At 71.2% G+C, this 16,012-nt stretch carries 17 protein-coding genes; 12 read left to right on the top strand and 5 right to left on the bottom strand.

Annotated elements, in window-relative coordinates; translation table 11 throughout:
- Positions 1-18: 18 nt before the first annotated feature.
- On the bottom strand, positions 19-915 hold the full coding sequence (locus R2B38_RS01845; protein WP_318014614.1) for a proline iminopeptidase-family hydrolase: 897 nt from the start codon (positions 913-915) through the stop codon (positions 19-21).
- A gap of 293 nt (positions 916-1,208) precedes the next feature.
- Between R2B38_RS01845 and R2B38_RS01840 the strand changes: the two genes are divergently transcribed.
- Positions 1,209-1,916: a FadR/GntR family transcriptional regulator gene (locus R2B38_RS01840; protein ID WP_318014613.1), complete on the top strand. Its 708-nt coding sequence runs from the start codon at positions 1,209-1,211 to the stop codon at positions 1,914-1,916.
- On the opposite strand, the gene R2B38_RS01835 is transcribed toward R2B38_RS01840, so the two are convergent.
- Positions 1,913-2,755 carry a PhzF family phenazine biosynthesis isomerase gene (locus R2B38_RS01835; RefSeq protein ID WP_318014612.1) on the bottom strand — a complete coding sequence of 281 codons (843 nt, stop codon included), beginning with the start codon at positions 2,753-2,755 and terminating at the stop codon, positions 1,913-1,915. The two genes, R2B38_RS01840 and R2B38_RS01835, sit on opposite strands and share 4 nt — an antisense overlap.
- Positions 2,756-2,804: 49 nt before the next feature.
- Between R2B38_RS01835 and R2B38_RS01830 the strand changes: the two genes are divergently transcribed.
- From R2B38_RS01830 to R2B38_RS01815, 4 genes are all read left to right on the top strand, one after another.
- Complete coding sequence (locus tag R2B38_RS01830) at positions 2,805-3,848, top strand: permease (protein ID WP_318014611.1); 1,044 nt, start codon at positions 2,805-2,807, stop codon at positions 3,846-3,848.
- Positions 3,845-4,600 (top strand): TIGR03943 family putative permease subunit, encoded by a 756-nt coding sequence (locus R2B38_RS01825; protein WP_318014610.1) that lies wholly within the window; start codon positions 3,845-3,847, stop codon positions 4,598-4,600. The genes R2B38_RS01830 and R2B38_RS01825 overlap by 4 nt, the downstream gene beginning before the upstream one ends.
- Positions 4,601-4,817: 217 nt before the next feature.
- Positions 4,818-5,270, top strand: a complete 453-nt coding sequence (locus R2B38_RS01820) for a phospholipase (protein WP_318014609.1) — start codon at positions 4,818-4,820, stop codon at positions 5,268-5,270.
- A 121-nt stretch (positions 5,271-5,391) separates the two neighbouring features.
- Positions 5,392-5,982, top strand: coding sequence for a dihydrofolate reductase family protein (locus R2B38_RS01815; RefSeq protein ID WP_318014608.1), 591 nt, complete (start codon positions 5,392-5,394; stop codon positions 5,980-5,982).
- Positions 5,983-6,003: 21 nt separating this feature from the next.
- On the opposite strand, the gene R2B38_RS01810 is transcribed toward R2B38_RS01815, so the two are convergent.
- Complete coding sequence (locus tag R2B38_RS01810; RefSeq protein WP_318014607.1) at positions 6,004-6,783, bottom strand: DeoR/GlpR family DNA-binding transcription regulator; 780 nt, start codon at positions 6,781-6,783, stop codon at positions 6,004-6,006.
- A gap of 138 nt (positions 6,784-6,921) precedes the next feature.
- On the opposite strand from R2B38_RS01810, the gene R2B38_RS01805 reads away from it, so the two are divergent.
- The gene (locus tag R2B38_RS01805) at positions 6,922-7,803 is read left to right on the top strand and encodes an SIS domain-containing protein (RefSeq protein ID WP_318014606.1); all 882 of its coding nucleotides are present in this window, start codon (positions 6,922-6,924) and stop codon (positions 7,801-7,803) included.
- A gap of 33 nt (positions 7,804-7,836) precedes the next feature.
- A complete protein-coding gene (locus R2B38_RS01800; RefSeq protein WP_318014605.1) occupies positions 7,837-8,703 on the top strand; it encodes a ketose-bisphosphate aldolase in 867 nt (288 codons plus the stop codon).
- Here R2B38_RS01800 and R2B38_RS01795 read toward each other — a convergent pair.
- Complete coding sequence (locus tag R2B38_RS01795; protein ID WP_318021569.1) at positions 8,700-9,833, bottom strand: methyltransferase; 1,134 nt, start codon at positions 9,831-9,833, stop codon at positions 8,700-8,702. The two genes, R2B38_RS01800 and R2B38_RS01795, sit on opposite strands and share 4 nt — an antisense overlap.
- Before the next feature lie 77 nt (positions 9,834-9,910).
- Between R2B38_RS01795 and R2B38_RS01790 the strand changes: the two genes are divergently transcribed.
- The 4 genes from R2B38_RS01790 to R2B38_RS01775 all read left to right on the top strand — a co-directional run bounded on the left by R2B38_RS01790 (position 9,911) and on the right by R2B38_RS01775 (position 13,489).
- On the top strand, positions 9,911-10,552 hold the full coding sequence (locus R2B38_RS01790) for an alpha-ketoglutarate-dependent dioxygenase AlkB (RefSeq protein ID WP_318014604.1): 642 nt from the start codon (positions 9,911-9,913) through the stop codon (positions 10,550-10,552).
- A gap of 121 nt (positions 10,553-10,673) precedes the next feature.
- The gene (locus tag R2B38_RS01785) at positions 10,674-11,915 is read left to right on the top strand and encodes an ROK family protein (protein WP_318014603.1); all 1,242 of its coding nucleotides are present in this window, start codon (positions 10,674-10,676) and stop codon (positions 11,913-11,915) included.
- 130 nt (positions 11,916-12,045) lie between these two features.
- On the top strand, positions 12,046-12,297 hold the full coding sequence (locus tag R2B38_RS01780; RefSeq protein WP_318014602.1) for a hypothetical protein: 252 nt from the start codon (positions 12,046-12,048) through the stop codon (positions 12,295-12,297).
- Positions 12,298-12,307: 10 nt separating this feature from the next.
- Positions 12,308-13,489 carry a flotillin family protein gene (locus R2B38_RS01775; RefSeq protein ID WP_019058116.1) on the top strand — a complete coding sequence of 394 codons (1,182 nt, stop codon included), beginning with the start codon at positions 12,308-12,310 and terminating at the stop codon, positions 13,487-13,489.
- Between the two features lie 110 nt (positions 13,490-13,599).
- Here R2B38_RS01775 and ilvY read toward each other — a convergent pair whose 3' ends face one another.
- Entirely contained in the window at positions 13,600-14,451 is an 852-nt protein-coding gene (ilvY, locus tag R2B38_RS01770; protein WP_318014601.1) for an HTH-type transcriptional activator IlvY, read from the bottom strand.
- A gap of 88 nt (positions 14,452-14,539) precedes the next feature.
- On the opposite strand from ilvY, the gene R2B38_RS01765 reads away from it, so the two are divergent.
- Entirely contained in the window at positions 14,540-16,009 is a 1,470-nt protein-coding gene (locus R2B38_RS01765; RefSeq protein ID WP_318014600.1) for a ketol-acid reductoisomerase, read from the top strand.
- Positions 16,010-16,012 lie beyond the last annotated feature (3 nt).

The following is a 16,012-nucleotide window of genomic DNA, read 5'->3' as shown; positions in this document are numbered from 1 at the left end:
GGATGGGCCGAAGGGGGCTCAGTCGGTGGAGTCGAGGAAGGTGCCCACGACCCGGAGGTAGAGCTCTTCCTCCTCGACGTGGGGCATATGGCTGGAGCGCTCGAACATGTGCCAGCGCACGTCGGGGATGTGGTCGGCGAACGGGCGCAGGGTCTCGGGAGTCGCCTCGTCGTACCGGCCGGACACCAGCAGGGTCGGTGTCTCGATGAGGTGCAGCCGGTCGATCACGGACCAGTCCTTCATGGTGCCGACGACATGGAACTCGTTCGGCCCGTTCATCGTGTGGTAGACGGTCGGGTCAGCCGCGATGTTCTCCCAAGTGGCCTGCACCTCGGGCGGGTTGGGGTTCAGCCGGCACACATGGCGCTCGTTGAAGACCTGCTCTGCGGCCAGGTAGTCGGGGTGGTCGGTGGTCCCGGCCGCCTCGTGGGCGAGCAGGGTGCGCTGGACCTCGGGCGGGAGCTGGGCGCGCAGTTCGGCCGCCGCCGCGAGCCAAAGCTCCATGGACGCGGGGGAGTTGGCGATGACCAGACCGCGCAGCCCGGCCGGGCGGCGTACCGCGTGCTCGGCGGCGAGCATGCCGCCCCAGGACTGGCCGAGGAGGTGATAGGCATCGGCGATGCCCAACCCCTTGAGCAGAGTGTCCAGTTCGTCGAGGAAGAGTTGGACGGTCCAGAAGTTGGCGCCCTCGTCGGGCAGATGGGTGGACAGCCCGGTGCCGAGCTGGTCGTAGTGCACCACTTGGCGGCCCTGTTCGGCGATGCCCGCGATGCTGAGCGTGTAGTTGTGACCGGCGCCGGGTCCGCCGTGCAGGACGACCAGCGGTGTCCTGCCGGGTTCGCCCGTGATCCGGTACCAGGTCGAATGGCCGTTGAAGTCGACGGTGCCGGTGTGGTTCGGTGCGGGAATCGCCACGCGAGGGCCTCCCAGACGGGCCGGACGCGAGCCGGCCTCTGGCGGAATCGGAAAAGGAAGTGACGGATGGCTGTGATGGTGATTGGGTAAAAGGTCAGCGCACAAGACCTTTTAGCGGGGGCTGGGCAAGACGTAACGGCGAGTTCACGTGGCCCGCCCGCGTTTACAGAAGTGGCACCGAAGGGGGAGGACAGCTGACATCCGTACCTGAGGCATCCGAAGCGGGGGACGAGTTCTCCCGCGTCCTCGACCGCGTCCTCCTCGGCGGCTCCCCGACCTCCGCGCTGCGCCCGGTGCGGGTGGCCTCGGCGGTCGACGAGGTGTCCGACCGGCTGCTCACCGCGATCGCCGTCGGCGACTTCCTGCCCGGCGAACGGCTGCCGGCCGAGCGCGAGCTCACCGGCCTGCTGCGGGTCAGCCGCCCCACCGTCCGCGAGGCGGTCGCCCGCCTCCAGGCCGTCGGCGTGGTCGAGATCCGCCGCGGGCGCAACGGCGGGACCTACGTCCGCGACAGCTGGACCGAGTCGACGGCCGCCGCCGTCCGGCACACCCTGCTGCCCCGCTGGGAGGAGTTCGAGCAGCTCTTCGACCTGCGGGGCCTGGTCGAGGGAATGGTCGCCGCGACGGCGGCCCGGCGCCGGAGCAGCAAGGACCTCGAACCCATGCGGGACGCCCTGTCCGCCTACCTCTCCGCCGGCACCCAGCGCGACGCGCACACCGCGGACAGCGCCTTCCATCAGGCCGTCCGCGCCGCCACCGGCAACCCGCAGATCGTCAACCTCAGCCAGGACCTGCTGGCCCGCATCAGCCTCGGCTTCCCGGTCGAACCCTGGGGCAAGGGCGAACAGACCCACTTCCACCAGGGCGGCGAGGACCACAAGGCCCTGTACGAGGCCATCGCCGCGGGCGAGCCAGAGCGCGCCGAGGAGATCGCCCGGGGCCACTTCACGATCAGCGCCGACCTGATCCGGGACGTGCTGGAACGGGTCCGGGCTCGTTAGACGGTCAACTCCCGTACGGCACCGGCGACTTCCGCGACACCGCCCAGCCGCAGCACAGGTCGCGCGCTCGCGGTGATTGTCGCCGGGCTGCCGAGCGCGTCGCCCATGTCGACGGCGATCTCGGTGATGCCCCGACCGGCCAGGTCGGCGGCGAGGCATGCGGTGCTGTTGGCGTTGTCGATGTCCTCCGGGACGCCGATCGAGGGCGCGAACATGCGTGCCGCGAGCCGGCCGGAGCGCGTCGGCACCGAGTAGACGTAGCAGCCGAGGAGTCCGAACCGGTCGCAGGCCGCGCGCAACGCCTCGAAGTCCGGTGTGATTGCGGCGAGTTGGGAGCGTGAGGCGACCGGGACGAGCAGCCGTTCGCGCCCGACCGAGGCCACGCGGGCACCCGGAGCGAGCGTGTCCGAGGTGACGCCCAACGCGGGCAGGACCTGTGCGCACTCGTCCGGGGTCGGCTCGCGCGACTCGACGGGACCCGGCTCGAAGACGGCCCGGAACCGCGCCCCCTCCCGAACCGCCCGACCGGCGAACGAACGCCCCGCAGCACTCAGGGTGCCCCGGTATTCCGAGCCTGGGGCACGTGCCGCGAGGAAGGCCAGTGCGGCGACCGTGCCGTGACCGCAGGCGGGCAGTTCGCCCCCGGCGGTGAAGAAACGGAGCGAGACCTCGGACGCGCGCACCGACACGAACACGGCGTGCGAGGTCCCCGCCAGCACCGGCACCCGACACCGCTCCTCGTCGCTCAACGGCACCTCGTCCAGCACCGCCGTGGGACTCCCACCGGCGCCCGCCCGCAGACACGCGCGGACGATGCTGACGGACAGTCGGCTGATCACACGAGAACCGTACTATCTTCTGTCACAACATCAGACATTCGGAGCAAATATGCCAAAAACGGATGAGCTGCTTGATGTGACGGAGGTGGCGATCCCGGCTGCCACCCACCCACCCGAGCGCCGGCGCCGAGCCTTTCGCAGACCCCCGCCCGCGACTGCGGCCGTCATCGCGCTCGGCCTCGCGGCGGCCGTCCTCCTGTTGTCGGGCACGCCATGGCTGAACGACCCCGCCGTGGCGGCCTGGCGGACCGTCTGCCTGGCCATCACCGTGCAGGCGCTGCCCTTCCTCCTTCTGGGCACCGCCCTGTCCGGGGCCATCAACGCCTTTGTCCCGGCGGACCTGTTCACCAAGGTGCTGCCCAAGCGGGCCGCGCTCGCCGTCCCGGTCGCGGGCATCGCGGGCGCGGTCCTGCCGGGCTGCGAGTGCGCGTCCGTGCCGGTCGCCAACAGCCTGATCCGACGCGGCGTCACCCCGCCCGCCGCCTTCGCGTTCCTGCTCTCGGCGCCCGCGATCAACCCGATCGTGCTGACCGCCACCGCCGTCGCCTTCCCGGGCAGCCCCGCCATGGTGCTGGCCCGGCTCCTCGCCTCGCTCGCCACCGCCGCCGTCATGGGGTGGCTGTGGCTCTGGCTCGGTCGTGAGGAGTGGCTGCGTCCGGTCGTACGGCACACCGGACATCAGTCAGGCCGCAGCCGCTTCACGGAGTTCCGGCTCGGCTTCCAGCACGACTTCCTGCACGCCGGCGGCTTCCTCGTGCTGGGCGCGATGGCCGCGGCCACCTTCAACGTGACCGTCCCGCGCTCGGTCCTCGACACCTTCTCGGGCTCGCCCTGGCTGTCCGTGCTGTTCCTGGCCGGTCTCGCCGTCGTCCTCGCGGTCTGCTCCGAGGCCGACGCGTTCGTCGCCGCCTCGCTCACCGGCTTCTCGCCCACCGCGCGGCTGGCCTTCATGGTCGTGGGCCCGATGGTCGACCTGAAGCTGATCGCCCTGCAGGCCGGCACCTTCGGCCGGGCGTTCGCGGTGCGCTTCTCCACCGCGACCACCGTCGTGGCCGTAGCCGCCAGCGTCCTGATCGGAGGCGCCCTGCTGTGAAGCGCACCGCGCAAGTACTGCTCCTGGTCCTGACCGGCCTGGGCCTCCTGCACACCGCCCTCTTCACCGACCTCTACCTGCGCTACGTCAAGGAGGGCCTGCGCCCGCTCCTGATCATCTCCGGCGCCCTGCTCCTGCTCCTCGGCCTGGCGCACGCGATGTTCGACCGCGGATCCGGCGACGCGGAGGAGCACGACCACGACCACGAGCACGAGCACGAGCACGGTCATGGCCACGACCACTCCACCGCCCCCCGCATCGCCTGGCTGCTCTTCCTCCCCGCGCTCAGCCTCCTCTTCTACGCCCCGCCCGCCCTCGGTGCCTACACCGCCTCCCACGCGGGCAGCGAGACCGTCAAGAAGCAGAAGGGGTTCGCCGCGCTGCCCGCGACCTCACCCCTGCCGATGACCCTCACGGACTTCACCACCCGGGTCCAGCAGGACAAGGAACTGGCGATCAAGGGCCGCAGCGTCGAGATGACCGGGTTCGCGACGCCGGTCCGGGGCGGCGGCTGGGACCTGACCCGGATCATCTTCACCTGCTGCGCGGCGGACGCCCAGACGGTCAAGGTGCACATGTACGGCACTCCGGCCCCGCCCGCCAACACCTGGCTGGCCGTCACCGGGACCTGGCACACACAGGGCGCGCTCGGCACGCGGACCGCGGCGGCGGCCCTCGACGTCCACGCCACCCGGAACATCGCCCAGCCGGTCAATGCCTTCACGGACGACCTGCCCCTGACCCCGTCCTGAACCCCTTCCTGAGGGCATGAACTCCGGTCGGCAGCAGGGGTGTTACGCATCCCCTCTGCCGGTCCGTCCCGCCGGGTTCATGTCCTGATCGCCTGGCATGTCCGAGAGTTAACGGGTCATTGGGGCACACACGGTGTGAAGAGGGGGTCACCGTGTAAATCATCTTGTCATGAACCTGCGATCCGACGGGCGGATCGCGGTCTCATGGAGGTGTTGGATGCACCGCAGACTCGCCACCGGTCTCGCCGCCTCGACTCTGGCCCTGGCAGCCGTCGTCGCCACCGCGACAGCCGCCACCGCCGCCCCCGCCGACAAGCCCCAGGTCCTCTCCAACTGGACCCAGACCAGCGCGTCGAGCTACAGCCTCTGGGCCGCGGCCCGCGCCAACCAAGTCGCCTGGTCCGCCTACGGGTTCGACTGGTCCACCGACTACTGCTCCGACTCGCCCGACAACCCCTTCGGCTTCCCCTTCGCCACCTCCTGCGCCCGCCACGACTTCGGCTACCGCAACTACAAGGCCGCCGGCGCCTTCAGCGCCAACAAGTCGCGGCTCGACAGCGCCTTCTACGACGACCTCAAGCGCGTCTGCGCGGGCTACAGCAGCGCCGTCGCGACCACCTGCGACAGCACGGCGTGGACGTACTACCAGGCCGTGAAGGTCTTCGGCTGACGAGCCGTCAACTGGCTTGGAGGTGCGGGACGTTGCCCCCGCGCCCCGCACCTCGCCGTCCGGAAAGGACTGTGGGCCGCGCCGACCGATGAGTTCGGGCGGCGCGGGAGGTCTACCTGGCATGAGCGAAAAAGTGATCTCCGGAATGTCCATGTCCCTCGACGGCTTCATCACCGGCCCGGACGACACCCGCGCCAACCCCCTCGGCGTCGGCGGCGAACGCCTGCACCGATGGGTCCAGGAAATGGACGACACCGACGCCAAGGTCCTCGCCGAGATGGCCGACGGCGTCGGTGCCGTCCTCATGGGCCGCCACTCCTACGACATCTGCGAAGGCGAGGGCGGCTGGGGCGACGGAGGGCCCGTGGGGAAGGTCCCCTGTGTCGTGCTCACCCACCGCGCCCCCGATCCGGCGGACGTCGTCGCCCCCGACGTGTTCACCTTCGTCACCGACGGCATCGAGTCCGCGGTGGCCCGCGCCAAGGAGACCGCCGCCGGCCGGGACGTCGGGGTGCATGGTGCGAGCGTTGCCCAACATGCCCTGAACGCCGGTCTGTTGGACGAGATCCACATCATGCTCGTCCCGGTGCTCCTGGGCGCGGGCAAGCGGCTCTTCGACCACCTCGGCGGTCCCGTCGAGCTCCGCCGGCTCTGGACGCGCGAGTCGCCGGACATCACCCACCTGCGCTTCGAGGTCGTGACCAAGCCCTGACGAGGTGTCCGGCGTGGGGCGTCACACGGCGACAACCCGCACCCCCGCCTCCTCGAACCGCCGCACCATGTCCGCCCCCACCCCCGCGTCCGTCACCAGCGTGTTCACCGCCTGGGCCGAGCAGATCCGGGCGAACGCCCGCTGCCCGAGCTTGCTGGAGTCCGCCGCGACGACCACGCGCTCGGCGCGCTCGCACAGCAGCCGGTTGATCGCGGCCTCCGCCTCGTCGTGGGCCGCCGCGCCATGCGTCACGTCGAAGGCCACCACACCCAGCACCGCCACATCGACGGTGATCTGCGAGAGCACCCCGTCCGCGAGCGGCCCGACGAGTTCGTACGACTGCGGTCGCGCGACCCCGCCGGTCAGCATGATCTTGAACTGGGGCCGTACGACGAGCTCGTTGGCGATGTTGAGCGCATTGGTCACGATGGTCAACGCCGGTGTTCCGGAGGTGAGGTCGCCGCGCACGGCCAGGGCGCGGGCCACCTCCGTGGTCGTCGTACCGCCGGTCAGGCCCACCGCCTCGCCGGGCGCGACGAGTTCGGCGACCGCAGCGGCGATGCGCTGCTTCTCGGAGGCGTGCCGGGCGGTCTTGTAGCGCAACGGCAGTTCGTACGACACCCCGTGCACGACGGCGCCGCCCCGGGTGCGCACCAGCATCTGCTGCTCGGCGAGCTGGTCGAAGTCACGGCGGATCGTCGCGGCCGACACCGCGAGGTCGGCCGCGGCCTCCTCGACATCCAGCCGGCCGCGCTCGACCAGCAGGTCCAGCAGCGCCTTCCAGCGGGCGTCGCGCGACATCCGCACTCACTCTCCGTTTCTCGCCGTTCCCCGATTCTCCGGCGACCCTAGCGCACACGATCCTCACTCAATTGCTTGATTGTGCTCGAAAGCTCGCTATATCTTGCAGGAACAAGCAGAAACGGGGAGGGGTACGGCATGACCTATGTCGAGGACGAGCTGAACAGCCAGCCCGAGTGCTGGATACGCGCCGCGGCGGAGGCGCCCCGGTACCGGGACGTGCTGCCGGCGCCGGGGGAGCGGGTCGCGATCGTCGGCTGCGGCACCTCGTACTTCATGGCCCAGGCGATCGCCGCCCTGCGCGAGGGGGCGGGCCAGGGCGAGACCGACGCCTTCGCCGCCTCGGAGTTCCCGCACGGGCGGACGTACGACCGGGTCCTCGCCCTCACCCGCTCCGGCACCACCACCGAAGTGCTGGAACTCCTGCGGGAGTTGAGAGGGCGCACCCGCACCACCGCGATCACCGCCGACCCGCACACCCCCGTCATGACGGCCGCCGACGACATCGTCGTGCTCGACTTCGCCGACGAACGGTCCGTCGTCCAGACCCGGTTCGCGACCACCGCGGTCACCCTGCTCCGCGCCCACCTGGGCCTGCACACCGACGCCGCGGTCGCCGACGCCCGCACCGCGCTCACCGCCGAACTGCCCCAACAGCTCGTCGCCTGCACCCAGTTCACCTTCCTCGGCCGCGGCTGGACCGTCGGGCTCGCCAACGAGGCCGGGCTGAAGATGCGCGAGGCCTCGCTGTCCTGGACCGAGGCCTACCCGGCGATGGAGTACCGGCACGGCCCGATCAGCATCACCACCCACGGCACCGCCACCTGGATGCTCGGCGAGGCGCCCGAGGGACTCGCCCAACAGGTGGACGCCACCGGCGGGTTGTGGATCGAGGGCGGCCTGGACCCGCTCGCCGAACTCGTCCGCGCCCAGCGCCTCGCGGTCGCCGTCGCCGCGTACCGCGACCTGGACCCGGACCGCCCGCGCCACCTCACCCGCTCGGTGATCCTCGCCCCCTGAAGCCCGCGACTCCAGGCCAGGAAAGGAAAGCCCGTGCCCCTCGTCACCACCGGCGAGCTCGTCACCCGCGCCGCCGAGGCCCGCTCCGCGGTCGCCGCCTTCAACATCATCACCCTGGAACACGTCGAGGCCGTCATCGCCGGCGCCGAGTCCACCGACGCCCCCGTCGTCCTCCAAGTCAGCGAGAACGCCGTCAAGTTCCGCTACGGCCGCCTCCTCCCGCTCGCCCGCGCGGCCGTCGCCGCCGCCGAACGGGCCGCCGTACCAGTGGCGTTGCACCTCGACCACGTCCAGAGCGACGACCTGCTACGACAGGCACAGGCCGCCGGTTTCAGCTCCGTCATGTACGACGCGGCCCGCCTGCCCTACGCCGAGAACCTCGCCGCGACCCGCGCCGCCGCCGACTGGGCACACGCCCAAGGGCTGTGGATCGAGGCCGAGTTGGGAGAGGTCGGCGGCAAGCACGGCGAGCCGCCCCTCGACGCCCACGCCCCCGGCGCCCGCACCGACCCCGCCCAGGCCCGCGCCTTCGTCGCCGACTCCGGCGTGGACGCGCTCGCCGTGGCCATCGGCAGCTCGCACGCCATGACCACTCGCACCGCCACCCTCGACCACGACCTCCTCAAGCGGCTCACCGCCACCCTGGACGTCCCCCTCGTCCTGCACGGCTCCTCAGGAGTCCCCGACGGCGAACTCACCGCGGCCGTCGCCGGCGGCATCACCAAGGTCAACGTGGGCACGGCCCTCAACCAAGCGATGACCGGCGCGATCCGCGCCTTCCTCGCCGAACACCCCGAGGCCGTCGACTCCCGCAAGTACCTGAGCGTGGGCCGGGAGGCGATGGCCGGGGCGGTGGCCCGGATCATCGGCGTACTCGCGGGAGGCGGCCGGTCGGGCTAGCGCTTGACGGCCTTCAGCACCACGAACTTCGCGTCGCTGGCGACCAGTTGGCTGTTGCCGAAGAGCCGCTTCAGCTTCACGTGGTAGGCGAGATGACGGTTGCCGATCACCCACAGCTCGCCGCCCGGCCGCAGTGCGCGCCGCGCCCCGGAGAACATCCGCCAGGCGGTCGCGTCGGTGGTCGCCTGGTGGGAGTGGAACGGGGGATTGTTCAGCACGAGGTCCACGCTGTCGGCCGGGACCCCGACCAGCCCGTCCCCGACCCTGAACTCGGCATGCCCGGGTGCGCCGTTGGCCTTGTACGTCGCCTCCGCCGAGGCCACGGCCTGGAACGACTCGTCCACGAACAGGACTTCGGCCTCCGGATCGGCCAGCGACACCGCCGTACCGACGACGCCGTTGCCGCACCCGAGGTCGACGACCTTGCCGAGACCGCGACTTGAGGGCAGATGCTGGAGGAGGAAACGAGTCCCGATGTCGAGGCGTTCCGCGCAGAACACACCCGCGTGGTTGACCACGGTCCGCCCCGAGACGACACCGATGCCGTCGGGCAGGGCGTAACTGTGCGGCCAGGGATTGGTGCCACGTGCCCCTGACGACCGGGGCGTGCAGTGGATCAGCCGGGCCTTCTTCTCGGCCAGCGAGGTCCGGGTCGGGCCGAGGATCCGCTCGAACAGCTTGAGCGTCGAGGTGTGGATCTCCTTCACCATGCCCGTGCCGACGACGACGGTGTCCGCGTGCACGGCAGGCGCCAGCCGCAGCAACTGGTCCTCCAGCAGCGCGAGGCTCTTGGGTACCCGGACCAGCAGCACGTCGACGCGCTCGGGCGGCGGGTCCTGGGTGGTGAGCAGCCGTACGGAATCCGCGTCCACCTCGTTGCGCGCGAGGTTCGCCCTGGTCGCCTCCTGGGTGAGGAACGAGTCCGTGATCTGCACCGGACCGTGCTCCGCGAGTGCCGTGGCCAGGGCGCCCCAGCGGTCGCCCACGATCACGACCGTGCCGGACAGGGGTGTGTCCTGTTCCGCGAGCTGCCGCAGAAGGTATTCGTCGGAGGCGTCCCAGGCGCGCAGCCGGTCGCGCGGGTCCTCGGGGAAGCGGGCCAGGGCGCGGTCGCCCCACGGAGTCGTCATTCGGTCGATATGGTCGTCCATCGTGCGCCAAGGCTAACCGAGTGCCAGCTCATGGCCGGTCGGGGCAGGATGGGGCCATGGACGCCGAGCTGTTTCCGAGGGCCCGTACGGAGATCGCGCCGGGCGCGGTGCACATCCCCGACTGGCTCGCCCCGGACCGCCAACGCGACCTCCTGACGGCCTGCCGCGAGTGGGCCCGCCCACCCGCCGGCCTGCGCACGGTCCGCACCCCCGGCGGCGGCACGATGACCGCCCGGCAGGTCTGCCTCGGCTGGCACTGGTATCCGTACGCCTACGCCCGCACGGCGACCGACGGCGACGGCACCCCGGTCAAACCCTTCCCGACCTGGCTCGACGAACTCGCCCAGCGGGCGGTCACCGACGCACTGGGGGCGCCGACGGCGTCGTACGACATCGCCCTGATCAACTTCTACGACGGCGACGCCCGCATGGGCATGCACCGCGACGCCGACGAACGTTCCGACGCCCCCGTGGTCTCCCTCAGCCTCGGCGACACCTGCGTCTTCCGCTTCGGCAACCCCGAAACCCGCACCAAGCCGTACACGGACGTGGAGTTGAGGAGCGGCGACCTGTTCGTGTTCGGCGGGGCGTCACGGCTGGCGTATCACGGGGTGCCGAGGGTCTACGAGGGCACGGCGCCAAGGGAGTTGGGGCTGAGGGGGAGACTGAACGTGACGCTGAGGGTGAGTGGTTTCTGAACGGGGGGAGTGGGACGCGCCCTGAAGGGGCGCGGGGAACCGCGCGACCAGCCCCCACCGGCCGTCACTGTGAACTCGACCCCCATCGGCTCTCTCCGCGGATCATGGGAGACTCGCCCTCATGAGCGGCGGCAAGGCGGACCCCCGGCCGGCGGGGGATGGAACCACCTCAAGGGCACGACTGGACCGGGGTCGCGGAGCGCTGGGCCCCGCGCTGGAACTCGTGCACACCGGCCGCGCCCCCACCCGAGCCGTACTCACCGCCGAACTGGGGGTGACCCGCGCGACGGCCGGCGCGGTAGCAGCCGAGTTGGAGGCCCTCGGCCTGATCAGGGTCGACGCCAGGCCCGGCGCGGCGGCCGGTTCACAGGGACGACCTTCGCACCGCCTCGCGCTGGCCGAGGACGGCCCTGTCGTGCTCGCGGCCCAGGTGCACGCCGACGGTTTCCGCGCCGCGCTGGTCGGCCTCGGCGGCCAGATCGTCGCGACCGCCCCCGGCTGCGAGGCCGTGGACGCCGACCCCGCGAAGGTACTGGGGTCAGTCGTCGAGGCCGGCGCGGATCTGCTGCGCGAGACCGGCCGACGCTGCGTCGGCGCCGGACTCGCCGTACCGTCCGCCGTCGCCGAGCCGGACGGGCTGGCGCTGAACCCCCTCCACCTGGCCTGGCCCGCGGGAGCGCCCGTGCGGCGGATCTTCGCCGAGTGCGTGCGCGCGGCCGGCCTCACCGGACCCGCGTTCGCGGGCAACGACGTCAACCTCGCCGCACTCGCCGAACACCGGCACGGCGCGGGCCGCGGCGCCCGCGACCTGCTGTGCGTGGCGACCGGGCACCGGGGTGTCGGCGGCGCGCTGGTGCTCGACGGGCGTCTGCACACGGGGAGTTCGGGGCTGGCGCTCGAAGTCGGACACCTCACGGTGAACCCCGAGGGCCGCCCCTGCTACTGCGGCAGCCGCGGCTGCCTCGACGTCGAGGCCGACCCGCTCGCGTTCCTCACCGCCGCAGGCCGTGAGCCCGGCCCCGAGGTGTCCCTGCTCCAGGAGTCCAACGAACTGATCCGTCACCACTACGACGACCCGTCCGTCCGGAAGGCCGCCGAAGCGCTCATCGACCGGCTCGGACTGGGGCTCGCGGGCCTGGTGAACATCCTCAACCCCGACCGGATCATCCTCGGCGGACTGCACCGCACGCTCCTCGACGCCGACCCGGACCGGCTGCGCGCGGTCGTCGCCGACCGGAGCCTGTGGGGGCAGAGCGGGGGCGTGCCGATCCTCGCCTGCACCCTGGACCACAACAGCCTGGTCGGGGCAGCCGAGTTGGCGTGGCAGCCGGTCCTCGACGACCCGCTGGCAGCACTGTCCTGACAGCGGACGCGGGCGCCCGGCGGTCGCCTGGAAGACGCCGTGGAAAAGGTGTGTGGTGGGCCCGTTGGGTCCGTGACCCGAGTGGGTCTATCGTCGGAAACCTAAGGCCAGAGGATGGAGGCGGCCGGTGATGCCGCAGGACGAGCCCGTGATCGGATGCACGGGAGAGGTGATCATCGGGACCCGGGGAAGCGCGGGGCCCGGCGAGATCCTCGTGCGGGTCCGGGGCGGCTCGGAGACATTCCTGGCCTGGTCGGATGATCCCCTGCCCACGGGGGCCAGGGTGCTCGTGATCGAGTCCCGTGGACGACGTGCCGTGCACGTCATCGAGTGGGCGGATCCATTGGACGCGCTGGACGGCGATCCCGCCGGCGCAGAGTGAGGAGCAAGACATGTTCGGTTACCGCGTTCCCGCCCCCGATGAGGCGATGCTGATCTCGGGTGGCAGGCGGGGACTGGGGGGCGCGCCGTTCCGAGTGGTGACGGGGCACGGAAAGTTCGTGCTGCCGGTCTTCCGCAAGACCCGTTTTCTCACGCTGTCGATGTGCGAGGCCGAGGTCACCGAGACCTGTGTGACCCGCCAGGGCATCGCGCTGCACGTCCGCGCCGTGATCGCGTTCAAGGTCGGCAACGACACGGAGAGCATCATCAACGCGGGCCAGCGTTTCCTCTCCGACCAGGACCAGATGTCGGTGCTGACCGGCCGTATCTTCGCAGGTCACCTGCGGTCCATCATCGGCTCGATGACGGTCGAGGAGATCGTCACGGAGCGGCAGAAGCTCGCCGCGGAGGTGCTGGACACGTCAAAGGTCGAGATGGCGAAGATCGGTCTGATCGTGGACTCGCTGCAGATCCAGTCGATCGACGACGGCGAGGTCGGCTACATCGAGGCCATGTCCGCGCCGCACAAGGCGGCCATCCAGCGGCAGGCCCAGATCGCCCAGGCCCAGGCCACCCAGGCCTCCGTCGAGGCGGAGCAGGTCGCGGCCCGTAACCAGGCCGAGTACGCCCGGCAGACCGCGGTGGTCAAGGCCGAGTACTCGGCCGAGGTCGACCGCGCACAGGCGCAGGCCGCGCAGGCCGGACCGCTCGCGCAGGCCCACGCCCAGCAGGAGGTGCTGGCCGCGCAGACCGAACTGGCCCAGCGCCAGGCCGAGTTGCGCCAGCAGCAGCTCGTCGCCGAGATCGTCAAGCCGGCCGAGGCCGAGGCTCAGCGGATCAAGCTGCTCGCCATCGCCGAGGCGGACCGGATGAAGATCCAGGCCGAGGCGGCGGCGTCGTACGACCGCGTCGCGCTCGACCGGATGCTGATCGACCAGCTTCCGCAGATCGTGAAGGAAGCGGCGGGGGGTCTTGCGGGGGCCAACGTCAACGTCCTCAACGGGGCGGACGGGCTGGGCGAGATCGCCGCGGGCCTTGTCTCGCAGGGGCTGACGATTCTGGACTCGGTGCGGGGGAATCTGAGCGGGGCGGACCCGGACGGCCGGCGTCCCGGTGACGAGGTCAAGAACCTGCTCCAGTTGCAGGCGAAGAAGGACGAGAAGAAGAACGACGGGCCGGTTGATCTGGACTAGGTGTTCCGCTGGGAGCAGGGGGTGTGCGTCGTTGGTTTGGTGCGGCGCCGTCGTGGCTGGGCGCGCAGTTCCCCGCGCCCCTTTGGGGCGCTCCAGCACAGGGCGTTGCCCTATGGCGCCGTTAGGCTCCACAAGGCCGACACCAGGGGGCGGCGCAAGTCCGCTCGCCGTACGCACAGGCCGATCGGGAACGGCTCCGGGGGTGGGTCCGCGGGGATCACCGTCAGCCGTTCCCGTACGGCGCTGTTGTCCAGGACGAGGCGGGGTACGACACCCGTGCCGCAGCCGAGGGCGACCAGGGTCAACAGGCCTTCGTGGCCGTCCGGTTCGCAGGCTACGTCGGGTGTCGTGCCCCGGGTGCGGAACCAGCGGTCGGCGGCCTCGCGGACCAGGCCCCGGTGGGGGAGGACGAAGGGGCCGTCGAGATCCGGGTCGGGACGGTCGTGGGCGGTGACCAGGACCAGTTCGGTCACCGCCACCGTCCGGCTCACCAACGGCTCCGGCAGCCGCGCCGGGATGCCCGCGACCGCCACGTCGACCTCGCCCTCGTCGAGGCGGGCCAGCGCGGCTGCCGCGTCGCCGGTGCGCAGGTCGAGCCGTACCTGAGGGTGCGCGGCGCGGAAAGGCGCCAACAGGTCGGGCAGCAGGGCCTGGCAGGCGGTCACCGTGGCGAACAGGGCCAATCTGCCGGTGAGTTCGGCCGGGTCGGGATGCTCCTCGCGGTAGGCACGCCACAACTCCAGTGACTGGACGGCGTATTCACGGAAGCGGTGGCCCTCGGCGGTCAGCGAGACCCCGCGTGCCCCACGGTCGAACAGGCGGTGTCCGAGGTCGGCCTCCAGCCGTTGTACGGTCCGCGTCAGCGTCGCGGGGCTGACATGGCAGTCGAGACTCGTCCGTCCGAAGTTCAGCGTCTGCGCCAGATGCAGGAAAAGCCGTAGTTCCCGATGGTCGTCCCGCATGCCGTGACCTGGCCCTTTCGCTTCGCGCAACAGCCCGCTGCATAGGTTGCGCTTGCCGCAACGCTCGCCGGGAGCCTACAACTCCACCATGACCTCGACCACGTACACCTCCGCCGTCTTCCCCCTCGAAACGATGGACGTGCCCGGCGGCACGGAGACCATCCTGCGCGGCGGCCGGCATCTCCTCCCGCTGCTCCCGCAGGCCTTCGCCGGCGTCCGTCGTATCGGCGTCATCGGCTGGGGGCCGCAAGGTCGGGCCCAGGCGCGCAACCTGCGCGACTCCCTCGCCGGTACGGACATCCGGGTGAGTGTCGGCCTGCGTCCCGGTTCGGCGTCGGCGGCGGATGCCCGCGCGCACGGATTCACCGAGGCGGACGGCTCGCTCGGTGACTGGCTCGCCGTCGCCGCCGACAGCGACCTGGTGATCCTGCTGATCGCGGACGCGGCCCTCGCCGCCCACCACGAGGAGATCTTCGCGGTCCTCAAGCCTGGGGCCACCATCGGCCTCTCGCACGGCTTCCTGCTCGGTCATCTCCGGGCCACTGGTGGGGAGTTCCCGTCCGGACACGGAGTCATCGCCGTCTGTCCCAAGGGCATGGGTGACTCCGTGCGTCGGCTCTACGAACAGGGCGCCGAGATCAACGGCGCCGGAATCAACAGCAGTTACGCCGTCCACGCCGACCCCGACGGCAAGGCCACCGACCGCGCGCTCGGCTGGTCGGTCGCGCTCGGGTCGCCGTACACCTTCCGCACCACCCTGGAGAGCGAGTACCGCTCCGACATCGTCGGCGAACGCGCCATCCTCCTCGGCGCCGTGCACGGCATCGTCGAGAGCCTCTTCACGCGCTACCGCCTGACCGGCGACGACGCGGTGACCGCGTACGAGCGTTCCTGCGAGAACGTCACCGGACCCATCGCCCGCACCATCTCCCAGGCCGGACTCCGCGCCGTCCGCGAGGAGTTGGACCCGGCCGGACGCGAGGTCTTCGACCGCGCGTACTCGGCGACCTACGGTCCCGCCCGCGAGATCGTCGCCGAGATCTACGACGAGGTCGCCGACGGCACCGAGCTGCGCAGTGTCGTCCTGGCCGAACGGCGGCTCGGGGCGCGGGAGATGAGCGGGATCGGCGGTTCGCCGATGTGGGCGGCGGGGGCTGAGGTGCGGGCGCGCCGGGCCGAACGGGCCCTGCCCGTCGAGGCGTTCACCGCCGGGGTGTTCGTGGCGACGATGACCGCCCAGGTCGACGAGTTCGCCGAGCGCGGCCACCCCTGGTCGGAGATCGTCAACGAGTCCGTCATCGAGGCGGTCGACTCCCTGCTGCCCTACATGCACGCCCGCGATGTGGCCCACATGGTCGACAACTGCTCCCGTACGGCCCGTCTGGGCGCCCGGCGCTGGGGTCCGCGCTTCCAGGCGGCCTACGAGCAGATCGCCTACCCGGCCGCCGAACTCCCGGCGGACGAGGCCCTGTTGACGTCCTTCGACACCCACCCCATGCACGAGGCGCTGGCCGCGGCGGCGAAACTGCGGCCCTCCGTGGACATCTCGGTGGCCTAGTGC

This window comes from Streptomyces sp. N50, from assembly GCF_033335955.1.
Taxonomy (GTDB): domain Bacteria; phylum Actinomycetota; class Actinomycetes; order Streptomycetales; family Streptomycetaceae; genus Streptomyces.
Note: the sequence above shows the minus strand (reverse complement) of the source record. Positions and strands in the feature narration are given on the sequence as shown.

Excerpts from the sequence above, each read along its gene's own strand:
- R2B38_RS01795 (WP_318021569.1), bottom strand. The coding sequence starts at position 9,833 with ATGACGACTCCGTGGGGCGACCGCGCCCTGGCCCGCTTCCCCGAGGAC.
- ilvY (WP_318014601.1), bottom strand. The coding sequence starts at position 14,451 with ATGCGGGACGACCATCGGGAACTACGGCTTTTCCTGCATCTGGCGCAG.
- R2B38_RS01775 (WP_019058116.1), top strand. The coding sequence starts at position 12,308 with ATGTTCGGTTACCGCGTTCCCGCCCCCGATGAGGCGATGCTGATCTCG.
- R2B38_RS01805 (WP_318014606.1), top strand. The coding sequence starts at position 6,922 with ATGACCTATGTCGAGGACGAGCTGAACAGCCAGCCCGAGTGCTGGATA.
- R2B38_RS01785 (WP_318014603.1), top strand. The coding sequence starts at position 10,674 with ATGAGCGGCGGCAAGGCGGACCCCCGGCCGGCGGGGGATGGAACCACC.
- R2B38_RS01780 (WP_318014602.1), top strand. The coding sequence starts at position 12,046 with ATGCCGCAGGACGAGCCCGTGATCGGATGCACGGGAGAGGTGATCATC.
- R2B38_RS01810 (WP_318014607.1), bottom strand. The coding sequence starts at position 6,783 with ATGTCGCGCGACGCCCGCTGGAAGGCGCTGCTGGACCTGCTGGTCGAG.
- R2B38_RS01830 (WP_318014611.1), top strand. The coding sequence starts at position 2,805 with ATGCCAAAAACGGATGAGCTGCTTGATGTGACGGAGGTGGCGATCCCG.
- R2B38_RS01790 (WP_318014604.1), top strand. The coding sequence starts at position 9,911 with ATGGACGCCGAGCTGTTTCCGAGGGCCCGTACGGAGATCGCGCCGGGC.
- R2B38_RS01815 (WP_318014608.1), top strand. The coding sequence starts at position 5,392 with ATGAGCGAAAAAGTGATCTCCGGAATGTCCATGTCCCTCGACGGCTTC.
- R2B38_RS01820 (WP_318014609.1), top strand. The coding sequence starts at position 4,818 with ATGCACCGCAGACTCGCCACCGGTCTCGCCGCCTCGACTCTGGCCCTG.
- R2B38_RS01765 (WP_318014600.1), top strand. The coding sequence starts at position 14,540 with ATGACCTCGACCACGTACACCTCCGCCGTCTTCCCCCTCGAAACGATG.